This window comes from Pseudomonas sp. Yb2C2, from assembly GCF_052112325.1.
Taxonomy (GTDB): domain Bacteria; phylum Pseudomonadota; class Gammaproteobacteria; order Pseudomonadales; family Pseudomonadaceae; genus Aquipseudomonas; species Aquipseudomonas marginalis.
The window spans coordinates 338,827-358,437 of the sequence record NZ_JAVAJK010000004.1 but is presented as its reverse complement, the minus strand read 5'-3'; the positions used below and the strand labels follow the sequence as shown (position 1 = coordinate 358,437).

Genomic DNA, 19,611 nt, shown 5'->3' with positions numbered 1-19,611 from the left:
GATTTCCCATGTTTGAGCGCCTTATCCAATTCGCCATCGAGCAGCGCATCATCGTGCTGCTGGCGGTGCTGTTGATGGCCGGTGTCGGCATTGCCAGCTATCAGAAACTGCCCATCGACGCGGTGCCCGACATCACCAATGTACAGGTGCAGATCAACTCGGCGGCGGCCGGTTTTTCGCCGCTTGAGACCGAGCAGCGCATTACCTTTCCCATCGAAACCGCGATGGCCGGCTTGCCGGGGCTGCAGCAGACCCGTTCGCTGTCACGCTCCGGCTTGTCCCAGGTGACGGTGATCTTCAAGGACGGCACCGACCTGTTCTTCGCCCGCCAGTTGGTCAACGAGCGCCTGCAAGTGGCCCGCGAGCAATTGCCTGTGGGGATTGAAACCGCGATGGGGCCGATTTCCACCGGCCTCGGGGAAATTTTCCTGTGGACCGTGGAGGCCGAGGAGGGCGCACGCAAGGACGACGGTACGCCCTACACGCCGACCGACCTGCGGGTGATCCAGGACTGGATCATCAAGCCGCAACTGCGCAACGTGCCCGGTGTGGCCGAGATCAACACCATCGGCGGCTTCGCCAAGGAATACCAGATCGCCCCCGACCCCAAGCGCCTGGCGGCCTATAACCTGACCTTGAACGATCTGGTCACGGCGCTGGAGCGTAACAACGCCAACGTCGGTGCCGGCTACATCGAGCGCAGCGGCGAGCAATTGTTGATCCGCGCGCCGGGGCAGGTGGCGTCCATCGACGACATCGCCAATATCGTCATCACCACGTCCGACGGCACGCCGATCCGTGTGCGCAATGTCGCCCAGGTCGAGATCGGCCGTGAGCTGCGGACCGGCGCCGCCACGGAAAACGGCCGTGAAGTGGTGCTGGGCACGGTGTTTATGTTGATCGGAGAAAACAGCCGCACGGTGTCCCAGGCGGTGGCTTCCAGGCTCGAACAAATAAACCGTTCGCTGCCCGAAGGCGTGGTGGCGGTGACCGTCTACGACCGCACCAACCTCGTCGAAAAAGCCGTTGCCACCGTGAAGAAAAATCTCTTCGAGGGTGCGCTGCTGGTGGTCGCGGTGCTGTTCCTGTTCCTTGGCAATATCCGCGCGGCGCTGATCACCGCGATGGTGATTCCCCTGGCGATGTTGTTCACCTTTACCGGCATGTTCACCCACAAAGTCAGCGCCAACCTGATGAGCCTCGGCGCGCTGGACTTCGGCATTATCGTCGACGGCGCGGTGGTGATCGTCGAGAACGCCATCCGCCGCCTGGCCCATGCGCAGCAGCGCCATGGTCGTTTGCTGACCCGCAGCGAGCGCCTGCACGAGGTGTTCGCGGCGGCCAAGGAAGCGCGGCGTGCGCTGATCTTCGGGCAGCTGATCATCATGGTCGTGTACCTGCCGATCTTCGCCCTCACCGGGGTGGCCGGGAAGATGTTCCACCCCATGGCGTTTACCGTGGTGATTGCGCTGCTGGGGGCGATGATTTTGTCGGTGACCTTCGTACCGGCGGCGATTGCGCTGTTCGTCACCGGCAAGGTCAAGGAAGAAGAAAACCTGGTGATGCGTACCGCACGCCGGGCCTATGGGCCGGTGTTGGATTGGGTGATGGCGCGCCGGCCACTGGTGTTCGGCTTGGCCGTGCTGGCCATTGTTGCGTCGGGCGTGGTGGCCAGCCGCATGGGCAGTGAGTTTATACCCAGCCTCAGTGAGGGCGACTTCGCCCAACAGGCCCTGCGCGTGCCCGGCACCAGCCTGACGCAATCGGTGCAGATGCAGCAGCAACTGGAAAAAACCTTGATGGCCCAGGTGCCGGAAATCGAACGGGTATTCGCCCGTACCGGCACGGCGGAAATCGCCTCCGACCCGATGCCGCCGAATATTTCCGACAGCTACGTGATGCTTAAACCGAAGGCGCAATGGCCGAACCCGAATAAATCCCGCGAAACCCTGATCGCCGATATCCAGCGCGCCAGTGCGATTGTGCCGGGCAGTGCGTACGAGCTGTCGCAACCGATCCAGCTGCGTTTCAACGAGCTGATTTCCGGGGTGCGCAGTGATGTGGCGGTGAAGGTGTTCGGCGACGACATGGCGGTGCTCAACACCACCGCCGCAGACATTGCCGAGACCTTGCAAGGCCTCGATGGCGCTTCGGAAGTGAAGGTCGAACAGACGTCCGGCCTGCCGGTGCTGACCATCAATATCGACCGTGACAAGGCCGCGCGCTTTGGCCTGAATGTCGGCGATGTGCAGGACACCATTGCCGTCGCCGTCGGTGGGCGCCAGGCCGGTACCCTGTATGAAGGTGACCGGCGTTTCGACATGGTCGTGCGCTTGTCCGACGCGCTGCGTACTGATATCGACGGCTTGTCGCGGCTGTTGATTCCAGTGCCGGCACTGGCCGGGAATGCGGCGGGGCAGTTGGGGTTCATTGCGTTGTCCCAGGTCGCCAGCCTGGACCTGGTGCTCGGCCCGAACCAGATCAGCCGCGAGAACGGCAAGCGTCTGGTGATCGTCAGTGCCAACGTGCGCGGGCGGGATATGGGGTCGTTCGTGGAAGAGGCCGAGGCGGCGATCACGGCGCAGGTGAAAGTCCCGGCAGGTTACTGGACCACCTGGGGCGGCCAGTTCGAACAGTTGAAGGAAGCCGCCGAGCGTTTGCAGATCGTGGTGCCGGTGGCGTTGCTGCTGGTGTTCGGGTTGTTGTTCATGATGTTCAACAACCTCAAGGACGGACTGCTGGTGTTTACCGGGATTCCGTTCGCGTTGACCGGCGGGATCATGGCGCTGTGGTTGCGCGATATTCCGCTGTCGATCTCGGCAGGCGTGGGCTTTATCGCCTTGTCCGGCGTGGCGGTGCTCAACGGCCTGGTGATGATTGCCTTCATCCGCAACCTGCGCGAGGAAGGACGCTCGCTGTCGGTGGCTATCCACGAGGGTGCGCTGACCCGCCTGCGCCCGGTATTGATGACCGCGCTGGTGGCCTCCCTGGGGTTTATCCCCATGGCCCTGGCCACCGGCACCGGCGCCGAAGTGCAGCGTCCGTTGGCGACGGTGGTGATCGGCGGGATCATTTCTTCTACCTTGCTGACCTTGCTGGTGCTGCCGGCGTTGTACCAGTGGGCCCATCGCCGGGAAGAGGAAACACCAGGTTGAACCGTGTGAACCGGCCGGGCTGGCTGCTGACGTGGGCGTGCCCCTGATGCAGCTGCATGATCGACTGCACAATGGCCAGCCCCAGCCCGGTGCCACCTTCGGCGCGGGTGCGGCTGCTGTCGGCGCGGTAGAAACGTTCGAACAGATGTGGCAGGTGGTGTGCTTCGATGCCGCGCCCGGGGTTGCCTACCGACAACGACGCGCTCTGGTCATAGGTCTCCACCAGCAGCAGAACGCTGGAGCCTTCGGGCGTGTGGCGGATGGCATTGGACAGCAGGTTGGAAATGGCTCGCTGGATCATCAGGCGATCGCCCGTTACCCAGGCGTCGCCGCGCAGGCTGAGGGTCACGTGTTTGTCTTCGGCGCTGAGGGCGAACAGCGCCATCACCCGTTGTGCTTCTTCGCCCAGTGACACCGGGCCAAACCCGGCCCGCGCCGCCGGATGGCTGACCTGGGCCAGGAACAGCATGTCGGAGACGATGCGCGACAGGCGTTCCATTTCCTCGGTGCAGGATTCCAGCCCCGCCTTGTACTCCTCCGAGGGCCGTTCGCGGGACAGGGTCACCTGGGCCTTGCCCATCAGGTTGGTCAGCGGCGCGCGCAGCTCGTGGGCGAGGTCGTCGGAGAACTGCGACAGCTGCTGCACACCGGCGTCCAGGCGACGCAGCATTACGTTGATGCTTTGCGCCAACTCGCCCAGCTCCTGGGGCAGGTTGTCGATGGATAAGCGGTGGGTCAGGTCCTGGGTCGTTACCTGGGCCGCGACATGGCTGAACTGCTTCAACGGTGCCAACCCACGCTGCACCAGCCACCAGGCGCCCATGCCGATCAGGATCAACAGCATCGGCAGGGCGATGAGGGTAGCGCGCAGGTAGGCACTGAGCAGGGCCTGGTCATCCCTGCGGTCCAGCGACAGCAACACCCGTACGCGCTCGCCGCTGGCCAGGCGCATCAGGCTGGAGGCACTGAGTACCTGGTTGCCGTCTTGGTCTTGCCAATTGAGGTAACCGAGGGTTTCCCGGGGGGAGAAGTCGGTCAGCAACGGTTCCTGGGGTTTGGCACCGACACTGAGCAGCACCGCGTTATCGGGTGCGGTGCCGACGATGGTCAGGTAGAAATTGTCGTGGCCCATCACCAGGTCCAGCAACGAGTGGGGACGGGCTTTGATTGCGTGGGTGTCCAGGCCCAGCGCGAGGCTGTGCTGGAGCTGTTCCATCTTGCTTTCCAGGCCCTTGCGCGCGAGCTTTTCCAGCTCATGGGTCAAGGCCAGGTAGGCCAGGGTCGCCAGCAGCACCACCAGCCCGGCGCCCATGAGGCTGACCGTCAGTCCCAGGCGCATCGACAGGCTGCTGGTCCTCATTGGCGCGCCTCCAGCACATAACCCACGCCGCGAATGGTGTGGATCAGCTTGACCTCGCTCTGGTCATCGACCTTGCCCCGCAGTCGGCTGATGGAGACCTCGACCACGTTGGTGTCGCAGTCGAAGTTCATGTCCCACACCAGCGAGATGATCTGCGTGCGGGTCATTACCTCGCCGGCCTGGCGCATCAACACATGCAGCAGGGCGAATTCCTTGGTGGTCAGGTCGATACGCCGGCTGCCGCGATAGGCGCGATGGCGGCGCGGGTCCAGCTCCAGGTCCGCGACGCGCAGCACATCCGGCAGCGGGATATGTTCGCTACGGCGCAGCAAGGTGCGCACACGGGCCAGCAGTTCGGGGAACTCGAAGGGTTTGACCAGGTAATCGTCGGCGCCCATGTCCAGGCCCTTGATCTTGTCGGCCAGGCGGCCGCGCGCGGTCAGCATCATCACGCGCTGGTTGCCGTCCCGGCGCAGTTGTTCCAGTACCTCCCAGCCGTCGGTGTTGGGCAGGTTCACGTCGAGGATCACCAGTTCGTAGGTGTGCTGCCGGGCCAGGTGCAGGCCGTCGATGCCGCTGGCGGCGCAATCGACGACGTAGCCACTTTCGGTCAGGCCTTGCTGCAAGTAATCGGCGGTTTTCTGCTCGTCCTCAACCACAAGGATACGCATGGGGATTTACCTTCAAGGAAAACGAAAGGAGATGGCCTCATAGAGGCTTGAATAGGCTGTAGGAAAACTCTGAAGCCTGAAGTAGCTTTAGGGTCAAGCCGCGTCAGGCCGGTGCGACGATTCGTCACTGACCGGGCACGCAAAAAAAACGCCCCGGCTGGGGCGTATAAAATTCATCTCTGTTCCAAAGGAGCTACACAAAAGCCGCAGAGATGAGAAGTGTTCGATGCGCAGTATAAAAAGTGCAACTTAACGAGAAGGTGAGGCCGATATTACAGTTCTGACAGACTTCAACCTGTGAACAGATGTAGGGCATCGGCAAGTGAATGTAAGCGCGTCTTAAAGCACCGCCAGTGGGTATTCGATAATGACGCGGACTTCTTCAAGGTCGGACTCGAATGAACTTGAGCGCACGGTGGCCTGGCGCAGACGCAGTGATAAATCCTTCAAGTTGCCGCTTTGCACCACGTACTTGGCTTCGATATCCCGCTCCCAGCGGCGCTGGTCGGTGAGCGGATCGCCGGCGGCATCGCGGCGCATATACACCGCGTTGGCGTTGCTGTAGTCGGCGCCGGTGCCCTTGCCGTAGCGGGTCATGAACGACAGGCCGGGAATGCCGAATGGCTGCATGTCCAGGTCGTAGCGCAGCATCCACGAGCGCTCCTTGGGCGAGTTGAAGTCGCTGTACTGGATCGAGTTGTTGAGGAAGATCGAGTCCGACTGGCGCAGGTAATCGAAGTCGTCATCGCCGTTGTTGCGCTGGTGCGACACGGCCAGGCTGTGGACGCCCACCTTCACGCCGAGCCGGGCGCTCCAGATGCTGTTATCGAATTCACCCAGCAGCTTTTTGCCTTCGTCCACGGCCTTGTAGTAGTTGATGTCGCCGAACAGCGAAACGTCTTCGTTCAGCGGGTAACTGGCGGCGCTGCCGACGTAGTACTGGTCCCAGGCGTCCTTCAGGCGGCTGCTGTACAGGCTCAGGCTCAGGTGTTTGTTCACGGTGTAGTCGCCGCCGAAGTAGCCGATCCAAGGTGAATCGACCGGGCCGGCGTAAAACGTTGCGAACCCTTTGTTCATGCCGCTTTCGTTGGGTTGGCTCATGCCGCTCAAACGCCCGCCCTGCAAGGTCAGGCCTTCCAGGCTGGTGTTCTGCAGGGTCACGCCACGGAAGCTTTCCGGCAACACCCGCGAATCGCCGTAGGCCACCACGGGAGTCAGCGGGAACACGTCGCCGGCCTTGATCACCGTGTCCAATACCCGCAGTTTCGCCGCGCCGCCGACCTTGCTGTAGTTGTCTTCGGGATGGTTGTTGCTGTCCACCGGCAGCACGCCGAACGAGCCCTTGCCGCCGCTGCGGCCGGTGCTCGAGTCGAGTTTCACGCCGACCATGGCGAAGGCGTCCAGGCCAAACCCCACGGTGCCCTGGGTAAAGCCGGATTCGAATTTACCGATCAGTCCCTGGGCCCAGGCTTCGGAATAGCCATTACCGGTGGGGCTGGATTGGCCCTTGCGGTCATCGCGATTGAAGTAAAAATTGCGCGCCAGCACGTTCACGCTGCTGCCTTCGATAAACCCTTCAGGTTTGTCTTCCGCGGCCGCGGCTGCCAGGGGCAATGTGGCGATCAGTGAAAGGGGAAGGGTGTAGTAACGGATCCGCATGTTTCGCTCCTCGGTGTTGGCAGTTATCAGCTTCTTATGGAGGCGGGCGTTCTTATTGATCTGGCCCGGGCTGATAGTTGCAAACCGTGGATAACGATTGGGTGGCGTGAACATTACAATTCTGGAAGCTCGTCGCCACCTAACAAATAAGTAATGTTCTGGTGAACATCGCGTCAGGGTTCGTTCGTTAGTCTCGGCACTGAACTTTCAGTCGAGGAATAGGTGATGAACTTTTATAAAACCGCTCTGGGTGTATTAACGGCCGTCCTGTCTTTCGGTGCATTGGCCGAAGGCGGCGGTGATCGCACCTTTGCCCTGATGATGGAGCGCAATGAAAAGGCCATGGCCGATTACGCCGTGAGAAACGGCAAGCCAGTGCCCCAAGTGCAGGCGTATCGCTATGGGATGAAGCTGGACATTGCCAAGGTGGTCAACGTGACGCCGCCGATCCGCGCGTGCAGTACCGTGCCTTCGCGCATGACCTATGAAGACTCCAGCGGCAAGCTCACTACGTTGGAGTACCAAGTCATGGGCGTGTGTCGAAATAACGGCAGTTAAATATGCTGGCGCTCAACGCGTAGGACGATTCACTAACCAACTGTCGAGCTGATCCATAGGGCTGACGCTTGGGGTATCGTAGGCTTTTTCGTTTGAAGAGCCGATCCTCCATGAGCCCTACTCACTGCCGCCCCGTTCCGCTGTCCAAGGCCTACCGTTTGCTCAATCACGGGCCAACCGTACTGGTGAGCGCGGCCCACAACGGCCAGCGCAATATCATGGCGGCCGCCTGGGCCATGCCGCTGGATTTCGAACCGCCGAAAGTCGCGGTGGTGTTGGACAAGGCCACCTGGACTCGCCAATTGCTGGAAGGCTCCGGCACCTTCGTGCTGCAGGTGCCCTGTGTGGCCCAGGTCGACCTCGTGCAGACGGTCGGCAGTACCACCGGCACCGAGCGTGACAAGTTCGCCGCTTATGGCCTGCAAACCTTCAGCGGTGAACACACGGAGGCGCCGTTGCTGGAAGGCTGTGTAGCCTGGCTGGAATGCCGCTTGCTCCCCGAGCCCCACAACCAGCAGACCTATGACCTGTTCCTCGGCGAAGTAGTTGCGGCCTATGCCGACGAGCGCGTGTTCAGCGAAGGCCGCTGGCACTTTGAAGGGCATGATCAGTTACGCACCTTGCACCATGTAGCGGGTGGGCATTTCCTGAGCATCGGCGAGCCCATCGATGGGCATTCGCTATAAGCGCACTCAGCGCCCGAGCATCTTCACCCATCGCGACGGCGGCATACCGTAGGTGCTGCGAAATTGCCGGGTCATATGGCTCTGGTCGGTGAAGCCGGCGGTCAGCGCCGCGTCCACCAGCGACTGCCCCTGCGCCAGCAGACTGCGCACCAGGTCCAGCCGGCGCATCGTCAGGTAGCGATAGGGGCTGGTGCCGAACAGCACGCGAAAGTCCCGTGACAATGCCCAGCGGTCGCGGCCGGCGTGGTCGGCCATTTCGTCCAGGGTGATGCTGCGGCCCAGGGCGCTGTGGATAAACTCGCGGGCGCGCTCGGCGGCGACGTAATCGAAGGTCTTGCGGCTGACGATGGCGCCAGCGGCGTTGCTCAACGTGTGGGCCAGGTCGAACATCGCGTCCTGTTCCTGCAACGGGTCAATCGGATGATCAAGGTTCTGCAGCAGCACTTCGCTGGCGCGGAACAGCCTTGGGTCAGTGGATAAACCACTGGGGATAAACGGCAACGGCTTGCCGCCAAGGATCTGCTGGATCAGCGACGGCTCCACGTAAATCATTCGGTACTTGAAACCCTCGTCACTGCCGGCGTGACCGTCATGGGTCTCATCGGGGTGAAGCACCATGGTGGTGCCGGGCAGGCTATGGATCATGTCGCCGCGGTAGTGAAAACTCTGCACGCCAGACAAGGTACGCCCGATGGCATAGGTGTCGTGGCGATGGGGGGCGAAGGCGAAACCGGCGAAGTACGCCTCGATACGGTCCAGGCCGCTGGCATGGGGGGCACGGTGCAGCCAGTCGAAGTTGCGGGTCGGTTTGCCCATGGTGGCTTGTCACAAAAAGAGGTGGAAACACGTTAACCCAGTCTGCATCCCTTGTCTGCCGGGGTCTTGTACGTTTGTGCAGGCGGCGGGCGAGGTCTATGCTCCCTGCTCGTGCCCTGCGCTGATGGAACCGCCCAATGGAATTTATCAACCCCACCTATGTGGCGCCTCTGGTCTCGCTGGCCCTGCTGTGGACGGTGGCGGTGGTGACGCCGGGTCCCAACTTCTTCAATACCGCGCAGTTGGCCGCCAGTTGTTCGCGCCGTCATGGCGTGGTGGCGTCGGCGGGCGTGGCTACCGGCACGATCATGTGGGGGCTGGCGGGTGGGCTGGGCATCAAGTCGCTGTTTACCGCCGCGCCCATGTTGTACCTGGCGTTCAAGATCATCGGCGGCTGCTACCTGATTTACCTGGGGCTGAAACTGTTCAAGCGCTCGGCACCGGCGATGGGCCAGAGCTTGTTGCCGGACGAAGCGCGCCGCTCGTTGTTTTCCGCCTGGCGCCTGGGGTTGCTGGGCAACCTGTCCAACCCCAAGGCCGCGTTGTTCGTCGCCACCATCTTCGCCTCCACCATGCCGCCGTCGCCGTCGCCGATGCTGCTGACCCTGGCGGTGATCACCATGGCCAGCTTGTCGTTCAGCTGGTATGCCTGCGTGGCCCTGGTGTTTTCCAGTGCGCACATGGCCAACCTCTACAGCCGCTCGCGCAAATGGCTCGACCGTTTTGCCGGCGGTTGCTACGTGTTGTTCGGCGCACACCTGGTAGCGAATCGCTGACCGTCCGTGGTAAGAAGCCTTACTTTCAACAGTGAGGCCGGGTCATGAGCAAGGTGCGGGTAGGGATTATTTTTGGTGGCCGTTCGGCCGAGCACGAAGTCTCGTTGCAGTCGGCGCGCAATATTGTCGATGCACTCGACCGCACACGCTTCGAGCCGGTTTTGATCGGCATCGACAAGGCCGGCCACTGGCACCTCAACGACACCTCGAACTTCCTGATCAACCAGGAAAACCCGGCACTCATCGCCCTTAACCAATCCAATCGCGAATTGGCGGGGGTACCCGGCAAGGCCAGCCAGCAGGTGGTGGAAACCTCCGGCAACGGGCTGCTGGCACACATCGATGTGATCTTCCCCATCGTCCACGGCACCCTCGGCGAAGATGGTTGCCTGCAAGGCCTGTTGCGCATGGCTGACCTGCCTTTCGTCGGCTCCGACGTGCTCGGCTCGGCAGTGTGCATGGACAAGGACATCAGTAAACGCCTGCTGCGCGATGCCGGCATTGCCGTGACCCCGTTCATCACCCTGACCCGCAGCAACGCCGCGCGTACTTCCTTTGACACAGCGGTGAATAAACTCGGCCTGCCAATGTTCGTCAAACCGGCCAACCAGGGGTCTTCGGTGGGTGTGAGCAAGGTTGGCAACGAGGCTGAGTACCACGCCGCGGTTGAACTGGCCCTGGGTTTTGATCAAAAGGTGCTGGTGGAGTCGGCGGTCGAGGGCCGCGAAATTGAATGCGCCGTGCTGGGCAACGAAAACCCTGTCGCCAGCGGCTGTGGCGAGATCGTGGTGAACAGCGGCTTTTACTCCTACGACAGCAAATACATCGACGGCCAGGCGGCCCAGGTGGTGGTGCCGGCCGACATCAGCCATGCAGCCAGTGAGCGGATCCGCCGCTTGGCCCTTGAGGCGTTTGAAGTGTTGGGGTGCGCAGGGTTGGCGCGGGTCGATGTGTTCTTGACCGACGATGGTGAAGTGCTGATCAACGAAATCAACTCACTGCCCGGCTTCACTCGCATCAGCATGTACCCCAAGCTGTGGCAGGCAGCGGGCATGAGCTACAGCGAGCTGGTGAGCCGGTTGATCGAGCTGGCGTTGGAGCGGCATGCGGGGCGGAAGGGGTTGAAGATCAGCCGTTAACGGATGGGATAAATACCTGTGGCGAGCGGGCTTGTCCCGCGTTGGGCTGCGTAGCAGCCCCAATAAGAGCGCTGCAGTGTGCCAAGCAGGTCCGGGGCTATGTTTTGGGGCTGCTTCGCAGCCCAACGCGGGGCAAGCCCGCTCGCCACAAGGGCGCGTAGGTTCGTCAGGGTCTACGAGCAATCCACGAATAAATCAACGTCTTCGCTTCCTCCGGCTGATGCGTCCTTCTGCGGTAGCTGGCAAACGTCGGCGACGTACAGTAGGTGCAGACCTCGCTCACGTCGATCTGCTCACGCTTGACGCCCGCCGCTTGCAGCAGCAACAACCCATACCCGCTCAAGTCAAACCACGCACTGCCTGCTTGCCGTGCATGGGGCGGGGTAATTTCCGGGGACCGCAGCGGTGCCGGTTGCACGAAGCACCACGGTGCCTGGGCGTGTTGCCACAGGTGCCCTTGGTCACTCTGGAACTCGGCGATAAACCCTTCGCTCACTTCATAACAGCACGGCTTGATCGAGGGGCCGATAGCCACCTGCAGCTGGTCGGCTGCAATCCCTTCGGCGGCAAAGCGCTGTATGACGTTGGCGATAATCCCGCGTTGCAGCCCCTTCCAGCCGCCATGGACTGCGGCCACCCGTTCGCCCGTTTTCGACGCGAACAGAATGGGCAGGCAATCTGCGGTGATCACCGCGATCGGGTGAGCGTGGTGCGTCAACACACCATCGGCCTCGATCGTATTGGCCACCTGGCCGGCCTGCCATTCAATCACCGAGGCGCTGTGCACTTGCTTGCAGATGAACACTTCATCCGGGCGCCGTGGGTCATCGATCGAACAGAAACTGTGGTCGATGCCAGGGATGGCAGCGAGATTTTCAGCCTGATGCAAGGGATCACCTCCGTTCAATAAAGTCAGTCGCCGAGCGCTTCGCCTTCGCGCCGAGGGTCGGCGCCGCCGCTGAGCGACACCTTACCCTGGGCGTCCCGCTTGAGCACGATGGCCTGGATGCCGCTGGTCATGTCTATCTCGCTCAGCTCATGGCCCTTGTCCTTCAACACCTGCTTCAGGCCTGGGCTGAACAAGCCCGCCTCCAGCTCGGTAGCCCCATTGCGGCTGCCGAAATTGGGCAGGCCGATGGCGGTTTGCGGGTCGAGGTTCCAGTCGAGCATCGCCACCAGGGATTTGCTCACGTACTCGATGATTTGCGAGCCGCCCGGCGAACCGAGCGTAGCCAGCAATTCACCGCTCTCGCGGTCGAACACCAGGGTCGGCGCCATGGCCGAGCGCGGGCGTTTGCCGGGTTGCACGCGGTTGGCGACCGGCTGGCCGTTTTCTTCGGGGATGAAGGAGAAGTCGGTCATCTGGTTATTGAGCAAAAAGCCTTGGACCATTACATGGGCGCCAAACGCGGCTTCCACCGTGGTGGTCATCGACACGGCGCCGCCCAGGTCATCGACGGCGACGACTTGTGACGTGGAGATGCGCAGTGGCGAACGGTCTGGTGCGTAGGCGACTTGAATACCCGCCGGTCGGCCCGGCTTGGCGATGCCCATGCTGCGCTCGCCGATCAGCGTGGCACGCTGTGCGAGGTAATTCGGAGCCACGAGGCCGGCCACCGGCACCGGTGTGAAGTCCGCATCGGCCACGTACAGCGCGCGGTCGGCAAAGGCCAGGCGACCGGCTTCGGCGATCAGGTGCACGGCCTCGGGCGTGGGCTCAAGCCCGGCAGGCGAGGCGCTTTTTATCGGTGTCATCGGCGCGATGGCCAGGTGCGGGTCGCGGGCTTCCAGGGCCTGCAATGTGCCGAGCATCTGCGCCACCGCAATCCCGCCTGAGGACGGCGGCGGCATGCCGCAGACTTTCCAGCGCTTGTAATCGGTGCACAGCGGCACGCGTTCCTTGGCGACGTAGCCCTTGAGGTCGGCTTGAGTCAGGCTGCCCGCATTACGGTTGCCCTGCACCTTGCGCGCAATCTCATCGGCAATCGGCCCGTGGTACAAGGCGTCCGGTCCTTCCTTGGCGATGCGCTTGAACACAGCGGCCAGCGCCGGGTTTTTCAGTCGTGTACCGGTGGCTTTAGGCGTGCCATCGGCATTCAGGAAGTAGGCCGCCATCTCCGGCGATTGCGGGATAAAGCGGTCAGCGGCGATCAGGCTGTGCAAGCGCGGTGAAATCGCGAAGCCCTGCTCCGCTAAGCGAATCGCCGGCTCGAACAGCTGGGCCCATTGCAGGCGGCCGGTCTTCCTATGGGCCATTTCCAGGGCCCGCAGCACCCCTGGCGTGCCCACCGAACGCCCGCCGATCTGCGCGTCGGTGAAGGCCATCGGCGTGCCGTCGGCGTTCAGGAACAACCGCTCGGTCGCCCCGGCCGGGGCCGTTTCCCGCCCGTCATAGGCGCGCACGTTTTTCCCATCCCACAGCATGATGAACGCACCGCCGCCAATGCCGGAGGATTGTGGTTCCACCAGGGTCAACACCGCCTGCATCGCAATGGCAGCGTCAATGGCCGACCCGCCCTGGCGCAACATCTCGCGTCCGGCCTCGGCCGCCAGCGGGTTGGCAGCGGCGGCCATATGGCGCTCGGCATGGCGGGTGCTGAGGTCGGTGCGATAGCCCGAGCCCAACTCCGGTGCCGGTGGCTGTTCGTTGACCGGGGTGTGGCAGGCAGCCAGGGCAAGGGCTGCCGCCATGAGCGACAGTTGGCGGCGGGAAATCGAAAACACGTGCTGAACTCCGTTCATTGTGCGAATGATCTGTTGTCCATGGGGCGCTGCGGTTTACAGGTAAATCGTGCCTTGCATGTACAACACTGCCTTGCCGGAAATAATCACGCGGTCGCCCTGCAGCTCGCAGTGCAATTGGCCCTTGCGCTGGCCCCCTTGCTCGGCCGTCAAGTGCGATTTGCCCAGGCGCTCGGCCCAGAACGGTGCCAGCGAGGTGTGTGCCGAGCCGGTGACCGGGTCTTCATCGATCCCCACATTCGGCCCGAACCAGCGCGAAATGAAATCAAACCGGGTGCTCTTGGCGGTGACTGCAATCCCGCGCTTGGGCAGGCCCTTGAGCCGCGCAAAGTCAGGCGTCAGCGCGGCGACCTGGGCTTCGTCGTCCACCAGCACGATGTAGTCATCGGTGCCGAACACGTCGGCGCTCTCGATCCCCAGGGCACTCAACATTCCAGCGGGCGGTTCGCAACGCTGTGGTTGCCGGGCGGGGAAATCCATCGCCAGTTCATCGCCGTTGCGCGTCACCCGTAGCTCGCCGCTGCGGGTGGCAAAGCGCAGCACCTGGGGTGCATCCGCCAGCGCGTGAATCAACACCCACGCCGTCGCCAGCGTGGCATGGCCGCACAGGTCGACTTCGACTTGCGGGGTAAACCAGCGCAACTCGTAGAACCCATCGCGGGGCACGAAGTAGGCGGTTTCGGATAGGTTGTTTTCGGCGGCGATATGCTGCAGTTGCTCATCGGGCAGCCACTCGGTGAGCGGGCACACCGCGGCAGGGTTGCCGCCGAAGGCATGTTGGCTGAAGGCGTCGACTTGGTAGATGTCCAGTTTCACCGTGAAGCACTCCGTGCGTGGGGGGAGGCTGGACACTAACAGTGGTAAGGGAGGGCGTCAAAAGCGGCCTACCCCGGGATAGGCCGTGTGGCTCAGGCAATCAGAAGTCCCAGCGCGTGGTCAGCATGAAGTGACGCGGTGCGCCGTAGATGGCAGAGTTATAGAAACCCACGTTGGTGTAATAGGGCTTATCGAACACGTTATTGAGGTTCAGCGTGGTCGACAGGTTTTTCGTGAATTGGTAGCGCGTCATCAGGTCCACCACCCAGTAGGACTCCTGGGAAAATTTCTCGGTGGTGTTTTTGGGGCTGTTGTAGATGTCCTGCCACACCGTATTCTGCCAGCGCAGGCCACCGCCGACGCTGACTTTGTCCAGCTCGCCCTTGAGCTTGTAGATCGTGAACATGCTCACTTGATCCTCGGGCTCGAAGGTCGAGATTTTTTTGCCGGCGTCGTCGCGTACCACCTTGTGGGTGTAGCCGCCCTGCAACTGCCAGCCTGGAGCGATTTCGCCGGACAGTTCCAGTTCGTAGCCCTTGGTCGTCGCGTCGGTGCCCTTGAAGGCAAAGTTGGGCGGTGTCGGGGTTTGGTTGTTGTACGCATCGTCGGGCAGGGAGCGGTTGCTTTCCTTGACCTCGAAGTACGCCAGACTGGCGTTCAGGCGCCCGTCGAGGAACTCACCCTTGAGGCCCACTTCATAGTTCTCGCCTTCGTCCGGGTCAATCAACTTGCGGTTACGGTCGAGGTTGTAGCTTTCCTGGGGCATGAAGACATCGGTGTAGCTGACATAGGCCGACAGGTTGTCCGTGAGGTCATAGATGGCCCCGGCATAGGGAATGAAGCGTCCGGTTTCACGGTAGGTATCGGTGCTGCCGGTCAGGGTGTAGTCGACCACGCGCCCGCCGAGCAACAGTTTCAGGTCGTTGCTGAGGTTCCAGCGGGTGGTGAGGTACATGCCGGTCTGGCGAATGGTGTCGTCGGTGACTTGGGAGGCCACGCCCCAGTCGGGCTTGGCCAGGTTGCCATGCCAGTTGACGTAGTCGACCAGGTTGGCGGTGGGGAAGGTTTCGTCCCAATAGCCCTTGCCCTTCCAGTGGGCGGTGCTGATGGATCCACCGACCACCAGGTCATGTTCACGCCCGAGGAAATTGAACGGGCCGCTGATATACAGGTCGGCCGAGTCGCTGGTGGTTTCGCCCTTGTAGCGCTGGGCGTTGATATTGGCAGTGCCGTCCGCCGCCGGCTGGTAGAACTGGATCGCACCCATCTGGGCGTCGTAGCCGTTGAGCTTGTGGTCCAGTTGCAGTTTGGTCACCCAGCCGTCGCCGAGGTCGTGCTCCAGGTTCGCGAACACCGTGCGGGTGTATTGCTGCCAACTGCTCCAATCAGTGGCATTGCTGAAGGAGCGCTTGGCATTGTTCAACTCGCCGGCATAGTTGAACAGCGGGAAGCTGCCGGACCAAGTGGAGCCTTTGGGTTTGCTGTCCTGATAATCGGCGCCCACGGTGAGCAAGGTGTCGGGTGACAGGTCGAATTCGAGAATGCCGTAGAACACCGAGCTTTTGTTCGAGTAGCGGTCGATCCACGACTTGTTGTCCTGATAGGCCGCCACCGCACGCCCACGCACATTGCCGGTTTCGGTCAGCGGGCCGCTGACGTCCACTTCCGTGCGGTAGTGATCCCAGGTGCCCGCCGCCGTGGTGATGTGGCCGAGAAATTCCGCCGTAGGCTTCTTGCGCACCAGGTTGATGGTGCCGCCCAGGGAACCGGCGCCGCTGAGCAGGCCGGAGGCACCCTTGAGCACTTCGACCCGGTCATAGATCGCCATGTCGCTCAGGGTGTTGCCCGCCGAATAGGCCACGTTGCGTACGGCTGAGGGAATACCGTCGTACTGGAAATTGTTGATCGAAAAACCGCGCGAGTAGTAATTGCTGCGGTCGGTGTCGTAGGCCGACACGGTAATGCCAGGGGTATGGCGCATCACGTCGTCGACACTGTCAAGGGCGAAGTCATCCATGTGCTGGCGGGTAACGACACTGATGGACTGCGGCGTTTCACGCGGGGTCAGCACCAGGCGCGTGGCCGTGGCGATGGTGCCCGGGGTGTAGGAGCCGGTGCCTTCGGTGACGGTGCCCAGTTGGTTGCTGATCACGGTGGTGGTGCCCAGTTGCAGGGCCGCGCCGGGTTGTGCGGTGCGGGTCAGTATGACCGCGTTGGGACCATTGAGCTCGAAGCTCAGGGGCGTGCCTTTGAGTAACTGGGCCAGCGCCTCCAGAGCGGTCATGCGGCCGCTGACGCCAGGCGACTCGACGCCTTGGGCCAAGTCCGCCGCATAGGCAATTTGCAGCCCGCTCTGCACACTCAATTGATCCAGGGCATTGACCAGCGACTGACGCGCTATGGCAAAGCTGCGGGTATCTGCTGCTTCACGAATGGCCGGCTTGCCCGCCGGTTCCACGGCAACCGCAGTGTTGCACGCCAGGCAGACGGCAAGCGCAAGGATGCTACGGGCGTGGGTCGGATTGAGTGCTGGAAAGTACATGTGAGCCCCGTTAGAAATAGGAATGATTTGCAAAGGCAAAGTTCTTGACGGGTTGAAGCTTCGAAAGCCGTAAAACTTTTTGCGACGGTGTCAGGGGCTCTGTATCAGCGAATAATCAGGATGCCACCCGGCAGGCGCTGGATGTGGGTGGAAGTGACTCTACTCAACGCCTGCACGATCGCCTGGGGGTCATCCAATTGGTAATTGCCGCTGACCCGCTCACCGGCAGCGGTATCGTTCAATAGCAGGATCGGTGAGGGGTAATAGCGACGGATCTCTGACAACACCTGTGCCAGCGGCGCGTTCTGGAACGACAGCCGTCCGTTGATCCAGGCCATCTGCTGTTCGCCACCTTCCAGGGACAGCGGTTGCAGATGCCCACCCAGCAACTGTTGCCAGTTGCCCGCCTGCAACAGGCTCTGTTCGCCCTTGCGGTTGGCGAAGCGCACCTGGCCTTGTCGCACGGCGACGGTGACGCCCCCGTCGCGCTGGCTGACGCTGAATTGCGTGCCGACTACGGTCACGCTGGCCTCGGAGGTTTCGATGCTAAGAGGGCGCTCTGAGTCGTGTGCGGCTTCGACGTAGAGCTCGCCACGCAGCAGCTTGATGCGGCGATGAGCGCCGTCGAAAGCGATGCTGATTGCGCTGCGGCTGCCCAGCACGATGTGCGAGCCGTCCTCCAGGTCAAAGCGTTCCAACTGCGCAACGTCGGTCATGTGGTCAGCCTGCAGGCGCATCGGCACATCGGTCATCCAGCCGATGCCCAGCGTGATCAACACGGCAGCGGCGGCAGCCATGAAGCGTGTCTTGCGGTGCGTGGCGGCTTGCGGGGCAGGGGGCAATTCCAGGTCGCTGGCGAGGTTTTTCAAGGCTTGCTCGAAGGCGCGGCTTTCCCACATCGCGGCCAGTTCCGCATACGCCGTGGCGTGCCGGGGATCCGCATCACGCCACTGCTCAAAGCGCTGGCGGGTGATGGGGTTGCGCACCGTCTCATCGCGCAGGGCGAACCAGTCGGTCGCCTGCTTACGTATGGCATCGGGGGTGTCGGCGCGATCAATCATGGTCGGTCGTTTGCTTGACGCAGGCAGTGAGGGCTTGGCGCAGATCTTTTTCCACCGTGCTCAACGACACCTGCAGGCGTTGGGCGATTTCGCTTTGGGACAGGTCATGCAATCGATGCAATACCAGGATTTGTTGCTGGCGTTTGGGCAAGGTAGCGAGCACCTGTTGAAACTGCAGCAGTTGTTGTTGGCCCTGGGCCTGGCTCTCCGGACCGGGTGCCGTGGTGGGCACCTCGACAACCAGGCTTTCGGCCAGATGGCACTCATAGCGCCTTTTACTGCGCACACTGCGCAGATGATCAAAAGCCAGGTACTGCGCAGTTTGATAAAGAAACGGCTTCAAGTGTTCGATAGGGCGAGCGTACAGCGCTTTCGCCACCTTCAGGTAGGTTTCCTGGGCCAGGTCCTCCGCCTGGCTCGAACAGCCGACGACGCGCGACAGCATACGGATTAACGCACTGCGCTGCCCGATAAAAACGGCGCTGAGTTTTTCCTGATCCCCTGGCGTCCCTGTCTCCATGGCCCCGATACCCTGATGCGGCGTTGCGCGAATAGCAGGCATATTAATGAGAAGCGGTCTCATTTGATAGGGCGGCGGGTGATTTGTTTGGAGAGCAGTCCTGCCGGGCGTGTCATGGGTTCGACCGGCGCGTCAGCCCAGCCGCAACACCATAGCTCCACTGGCAATGATGCACGCAGCCATGATGCGGCGGCGGGTCAGTTGCTCTTTGAGCACCAGTGCCGAGATCACCACGCCAAACAGGATCGACGTCTCCCTGAGCGCCGAAACCGTGGCGATCGGTGCCGCCGTCATTGCCCAAAGCGCCAGGCCGTAGGACACGACGGTGCCGAAGCCACCGATAACACCTGGGCGCCAGTGGCGCGCCAGATAGCGGCAGAATTCGCGCCGCCTGACGGCAAATGCCCATACGGCAAGCGCGATGCCGGTGAGCAGGAATATCCACAGCGTATAGGCCGCCGGGGCGCCGGATTTGCGCACACCCACACCGTCGATAAGGGTGTAGCCGGCGATGACCGCCGCGTTGACCAGCGCCAGGAGCATCCCTTTTCGCTGACCGATGCTGGGGGCGGCAGCCATGCTCAAAATGCCGATGCAGATGATGGCAATGCCGAGCCAGGCAAATGAGGACAAGGATTCGGACAACAGTCCCACGCTCGCTGTCGCCACCAGCAACGGCGCGGTACCGCGCATGATCGGGTAGGTCTGGCTCATGTCGGCAATGCGGTAAGTCGAGGCGACCAGCACGAAATACACCACCTGCAAAATCACCGACGCGCCGATGAAGGGCCAACTTTCCTTGGCCGGCAGCTCCAGAAACGGAATGACCGTCGATGCGATCAGCGATGCAATGGACGCGATCATGCAGGTGGTCAGCAGCTTGTTGTCACCGCCCTTGACCACGGCATTCCAAGTCGCGTGCAACGCAGCGCCCAGCATGATGATTGCGAACACATCAAGGCTCATGAAGGGACATCCTATTGGCTAAGTTCTGTATCCAGGAGGGGGGCTGCGAGTATGCCCCAGGCACTTTCTTCAAGGCATAAAAAAACGCTCTACCTTTCGGTAAGCCGTTATCAGTAGCGGGTTACGCGTCAATTGAGGGCAAAT

General features: G+C 61.9%; 16 protein-coding genes. 5 read left to right on the top strand and 11 right to left on the bottom strand.

Translation table 11 applies throughout. From position 1 onward, the window contains the following. Positions 1 to 8: 8 nt before the first annotated feature. Positions 9 to 3,155, top strand: a complete 3,147-nt coding sequence (locus Q8X51_RS07980; protein ID WP_407693070.1) for a CusA/CzcA family heavy metal efflux RND transporter — start codon at positions 9 to 11, stop codon at positions 3,153 to 3,155. Here the strand turns inward: Q8X51_RS07980 and Q8X51_RS07975 are convergent. The 3 genes from Q8X51_RS07975 to Q8X51_RS07965 all read right to left on the bottom strand — a co-directional run bounded on the left by Q8X51_RS07975 (position 3,079) and on the right by Q8X51_RS07965 (position 6,845). Further along, a complete protein-coding gene (locus Q8X51_RS07975; protein WP_407693071.1) occupies positions 3,079 to 4,515 on the bottom strand; it encodes a heavy metal sensor histidine kinase in 1,437 nt (478 codons plus the stop codon). The genes Q8X51_RS07980 and Q8X51_RS07975 overlap by 77 nt on opposite strands. Continuing rightward, positions 4,512 to 5,186, bottom strand: coding sequence for a heavy metal response regulator transcription factor (locus Q8X51_RS07970; RefSeq protein ID WP_027606942.1), 675 nt, complete (start codon positions 5,184 to 5,186; stop codon positions 4,512 to 4,514). Before Q8X51_RS07970 ends, Q8X51_RS07975 begins: the two co-directional genes overlap by 4 nt. A gap of 339 nt (positions 5,187 to 5,525) precedes the next feature. Beyond that, entirely contained in the window at positions 5,526 to 6,845 is a 1,320-nt protein-coding gene (locus tag Q8X51_RS07965) for an OprD family porin (protein ID WP_407693072.1), read from the bottom strand. A 225-nt stretch (positions 6,846 to 7,070) separates the two neighbouring features. Between Q8X51_RS07965 and Q8X51_RS07960 the strand changes: the two genes are divergently transcribed. Continuing rightward, positions 7,071 to 7,403: a DUF2790 domain-containing protein gene (locus Q8X51_RS07960; protein WP_065923999.1), complete on the top strand. Its 333-nt coding sequence runs from the start codon at positions 7,071 to 7,073 to the stop codon at positions 7,401 to 7,403. 110 nt (positions 7,404 to 7,513) lie between these two features. After that, positions 7,514 to 8,089: a flavin reductase family protein gene (locus Q8X51_RS07955; RefSeq protein ID WP_407693073.1), complete on the top strand. Its 576-nt coding sequence runs from the start codon at positions 7,514 to 7,516 to the stop codon at positions 8,087 to 8,089. Between the two features lie 6 nt (positions 8,090 to 8,095). On the opposite strand, the gene Q8X51_RS07950 is transcribed toward Q8X51_RS07955, so the two are convergent. Next, positions 8,096 to 8,905: an AraC family transcriptional regulator gene (locus tag Q8X51_RS07950; protein WP_407693074.1), complete on the bottom strand. Its 810-nt coding sequence runs from the start codon at positions 8,903 to 8,905 to the stop codon at positions 8,096 to 8,098. A gap of 137 nt (positions 8,906 to 9,042) precedes the next feature. Here Q8X51_RS07950 and Q8X51_RS07945 point away from each other — a divergent pair, with 137 nt between their 5' ends. Beyond that, positions 9,043 to 9,681: a LysE family transporter gene (locus tag Q8X51_RS07945; RefSeq protein ID WP_065924002.1), complete on the top strand. Its 639-nt coding sequence runs from the start codon at positions 9,043 to 9,045 to the stop codon at positions 9,679 to 9,681. Positions 9,682 to 9,725: 44 nt separating this feature from the next. Further along, complete coding sequence (ddlA, locus tag Q8X51_RS07940) at positions 9,726 to 10,820, top strand: D-alanine--D-alanine ligase (protein ID WP_407693075.1); 1,095 nt, start codon at positions 9,726 to 9,728, stop codon at positions 10,818 to 10,820. 166 nt (positions 10,821 to 10,986) lie between these two features. Here the strand turns inward: ddlA and pgeF are convergent, their stop codons facing one another. From pgeF to Q8X51_RS07905, 7 genes are all read right to left on the bottom strand, one after another. Further along, positions 10,987 to 11,709 carry a peptidoglycan editing factor PgeF gene (pgeF, locus tag Q8X51_RS07935; protein WP_407693076.1) on the bottom strand — a complete coding sequence of 241 codons (723 nt, stop codon included), beginning with the start codon at positions 11,707 to 11,709 and terminating at the stop codon, positions 10,987 to 10,989. Positions 11,710 to 11,732: 23 nt separating this feature from the next. Then, positions 11,733 to 13,562, bottom strand: coding sequence for a gamma-glutamyltransferase (ggt, locus tag Q8X51_RS07930; protein WP_407693077.1), 1,830 nt, complete (start codon positions 13,560 to 13,562; stop codon positions 11,733 to 11,735). Positions 13,563 to 13,598: 36 nt separating this feature from the next. Then, a complete protein-coding gene (locus tag Q8X51_RS07925) occupies positions 13,599 to 14,378 on the bottom strand; it encodes a PhzF family phenazine biosynthesis protein (RefSeq protein ID WP_065924006.1) in 780 nt (259 codons plus the stop codon). Between the two features lie 100 nt (positions 14,379 to 14,478). Further along, entirely contained in the window at positions 14,479 to 16,920 is a 2,442-nt protein-coding gene (locus Q8X51_RS07920; protein WP_065924007.1) for a TonB-dependent siderophore receptor, read from the bottom strand. A 104-nt stretch (positions 16,921 to 17,024) separates the two neighbouring features. Beyond that, complete coding sequence (locus Q8X51_RS07915) at positions 17,025 to 17,981, bottom strand: FecR family protein (RefSeq protein ID WP_407693078.1); 957 nt, start codon at positions 17,979 to 17,981, stop codon at positions 17,025 to 17,027. Further along, positions 17,974 to 18,501, bottom strand: coding sequence for an RNA polymerase sigma factor (locus tag Q8X51_RS07910; protein ID WP_065948510.1), 528 nt, complete (start codon positions 18,499 to 18,501; stop codon positions 17,974 to 17,976). Before Q8X51_RS07910 ends, Q8X51_RS07915 begins: the two co-directional genes overlap by 8 nt. A gap of 132 nt (positions 18,502 to 18,633) precedes the next feature. Then, positions 18,634 to 19,467: an EamA family transporter gene (locus tag Q8X51_RS07905; protein ID WP_065924009.1), complete on the bottom strand. Its 834-nt coding sequence runs from the start codon at positions 19,465 to 19,467 to the stop codon at positions 18,634 to 18,636. Positions 19,468 to 19,611 lie beyond the last annotated feature (144 nt).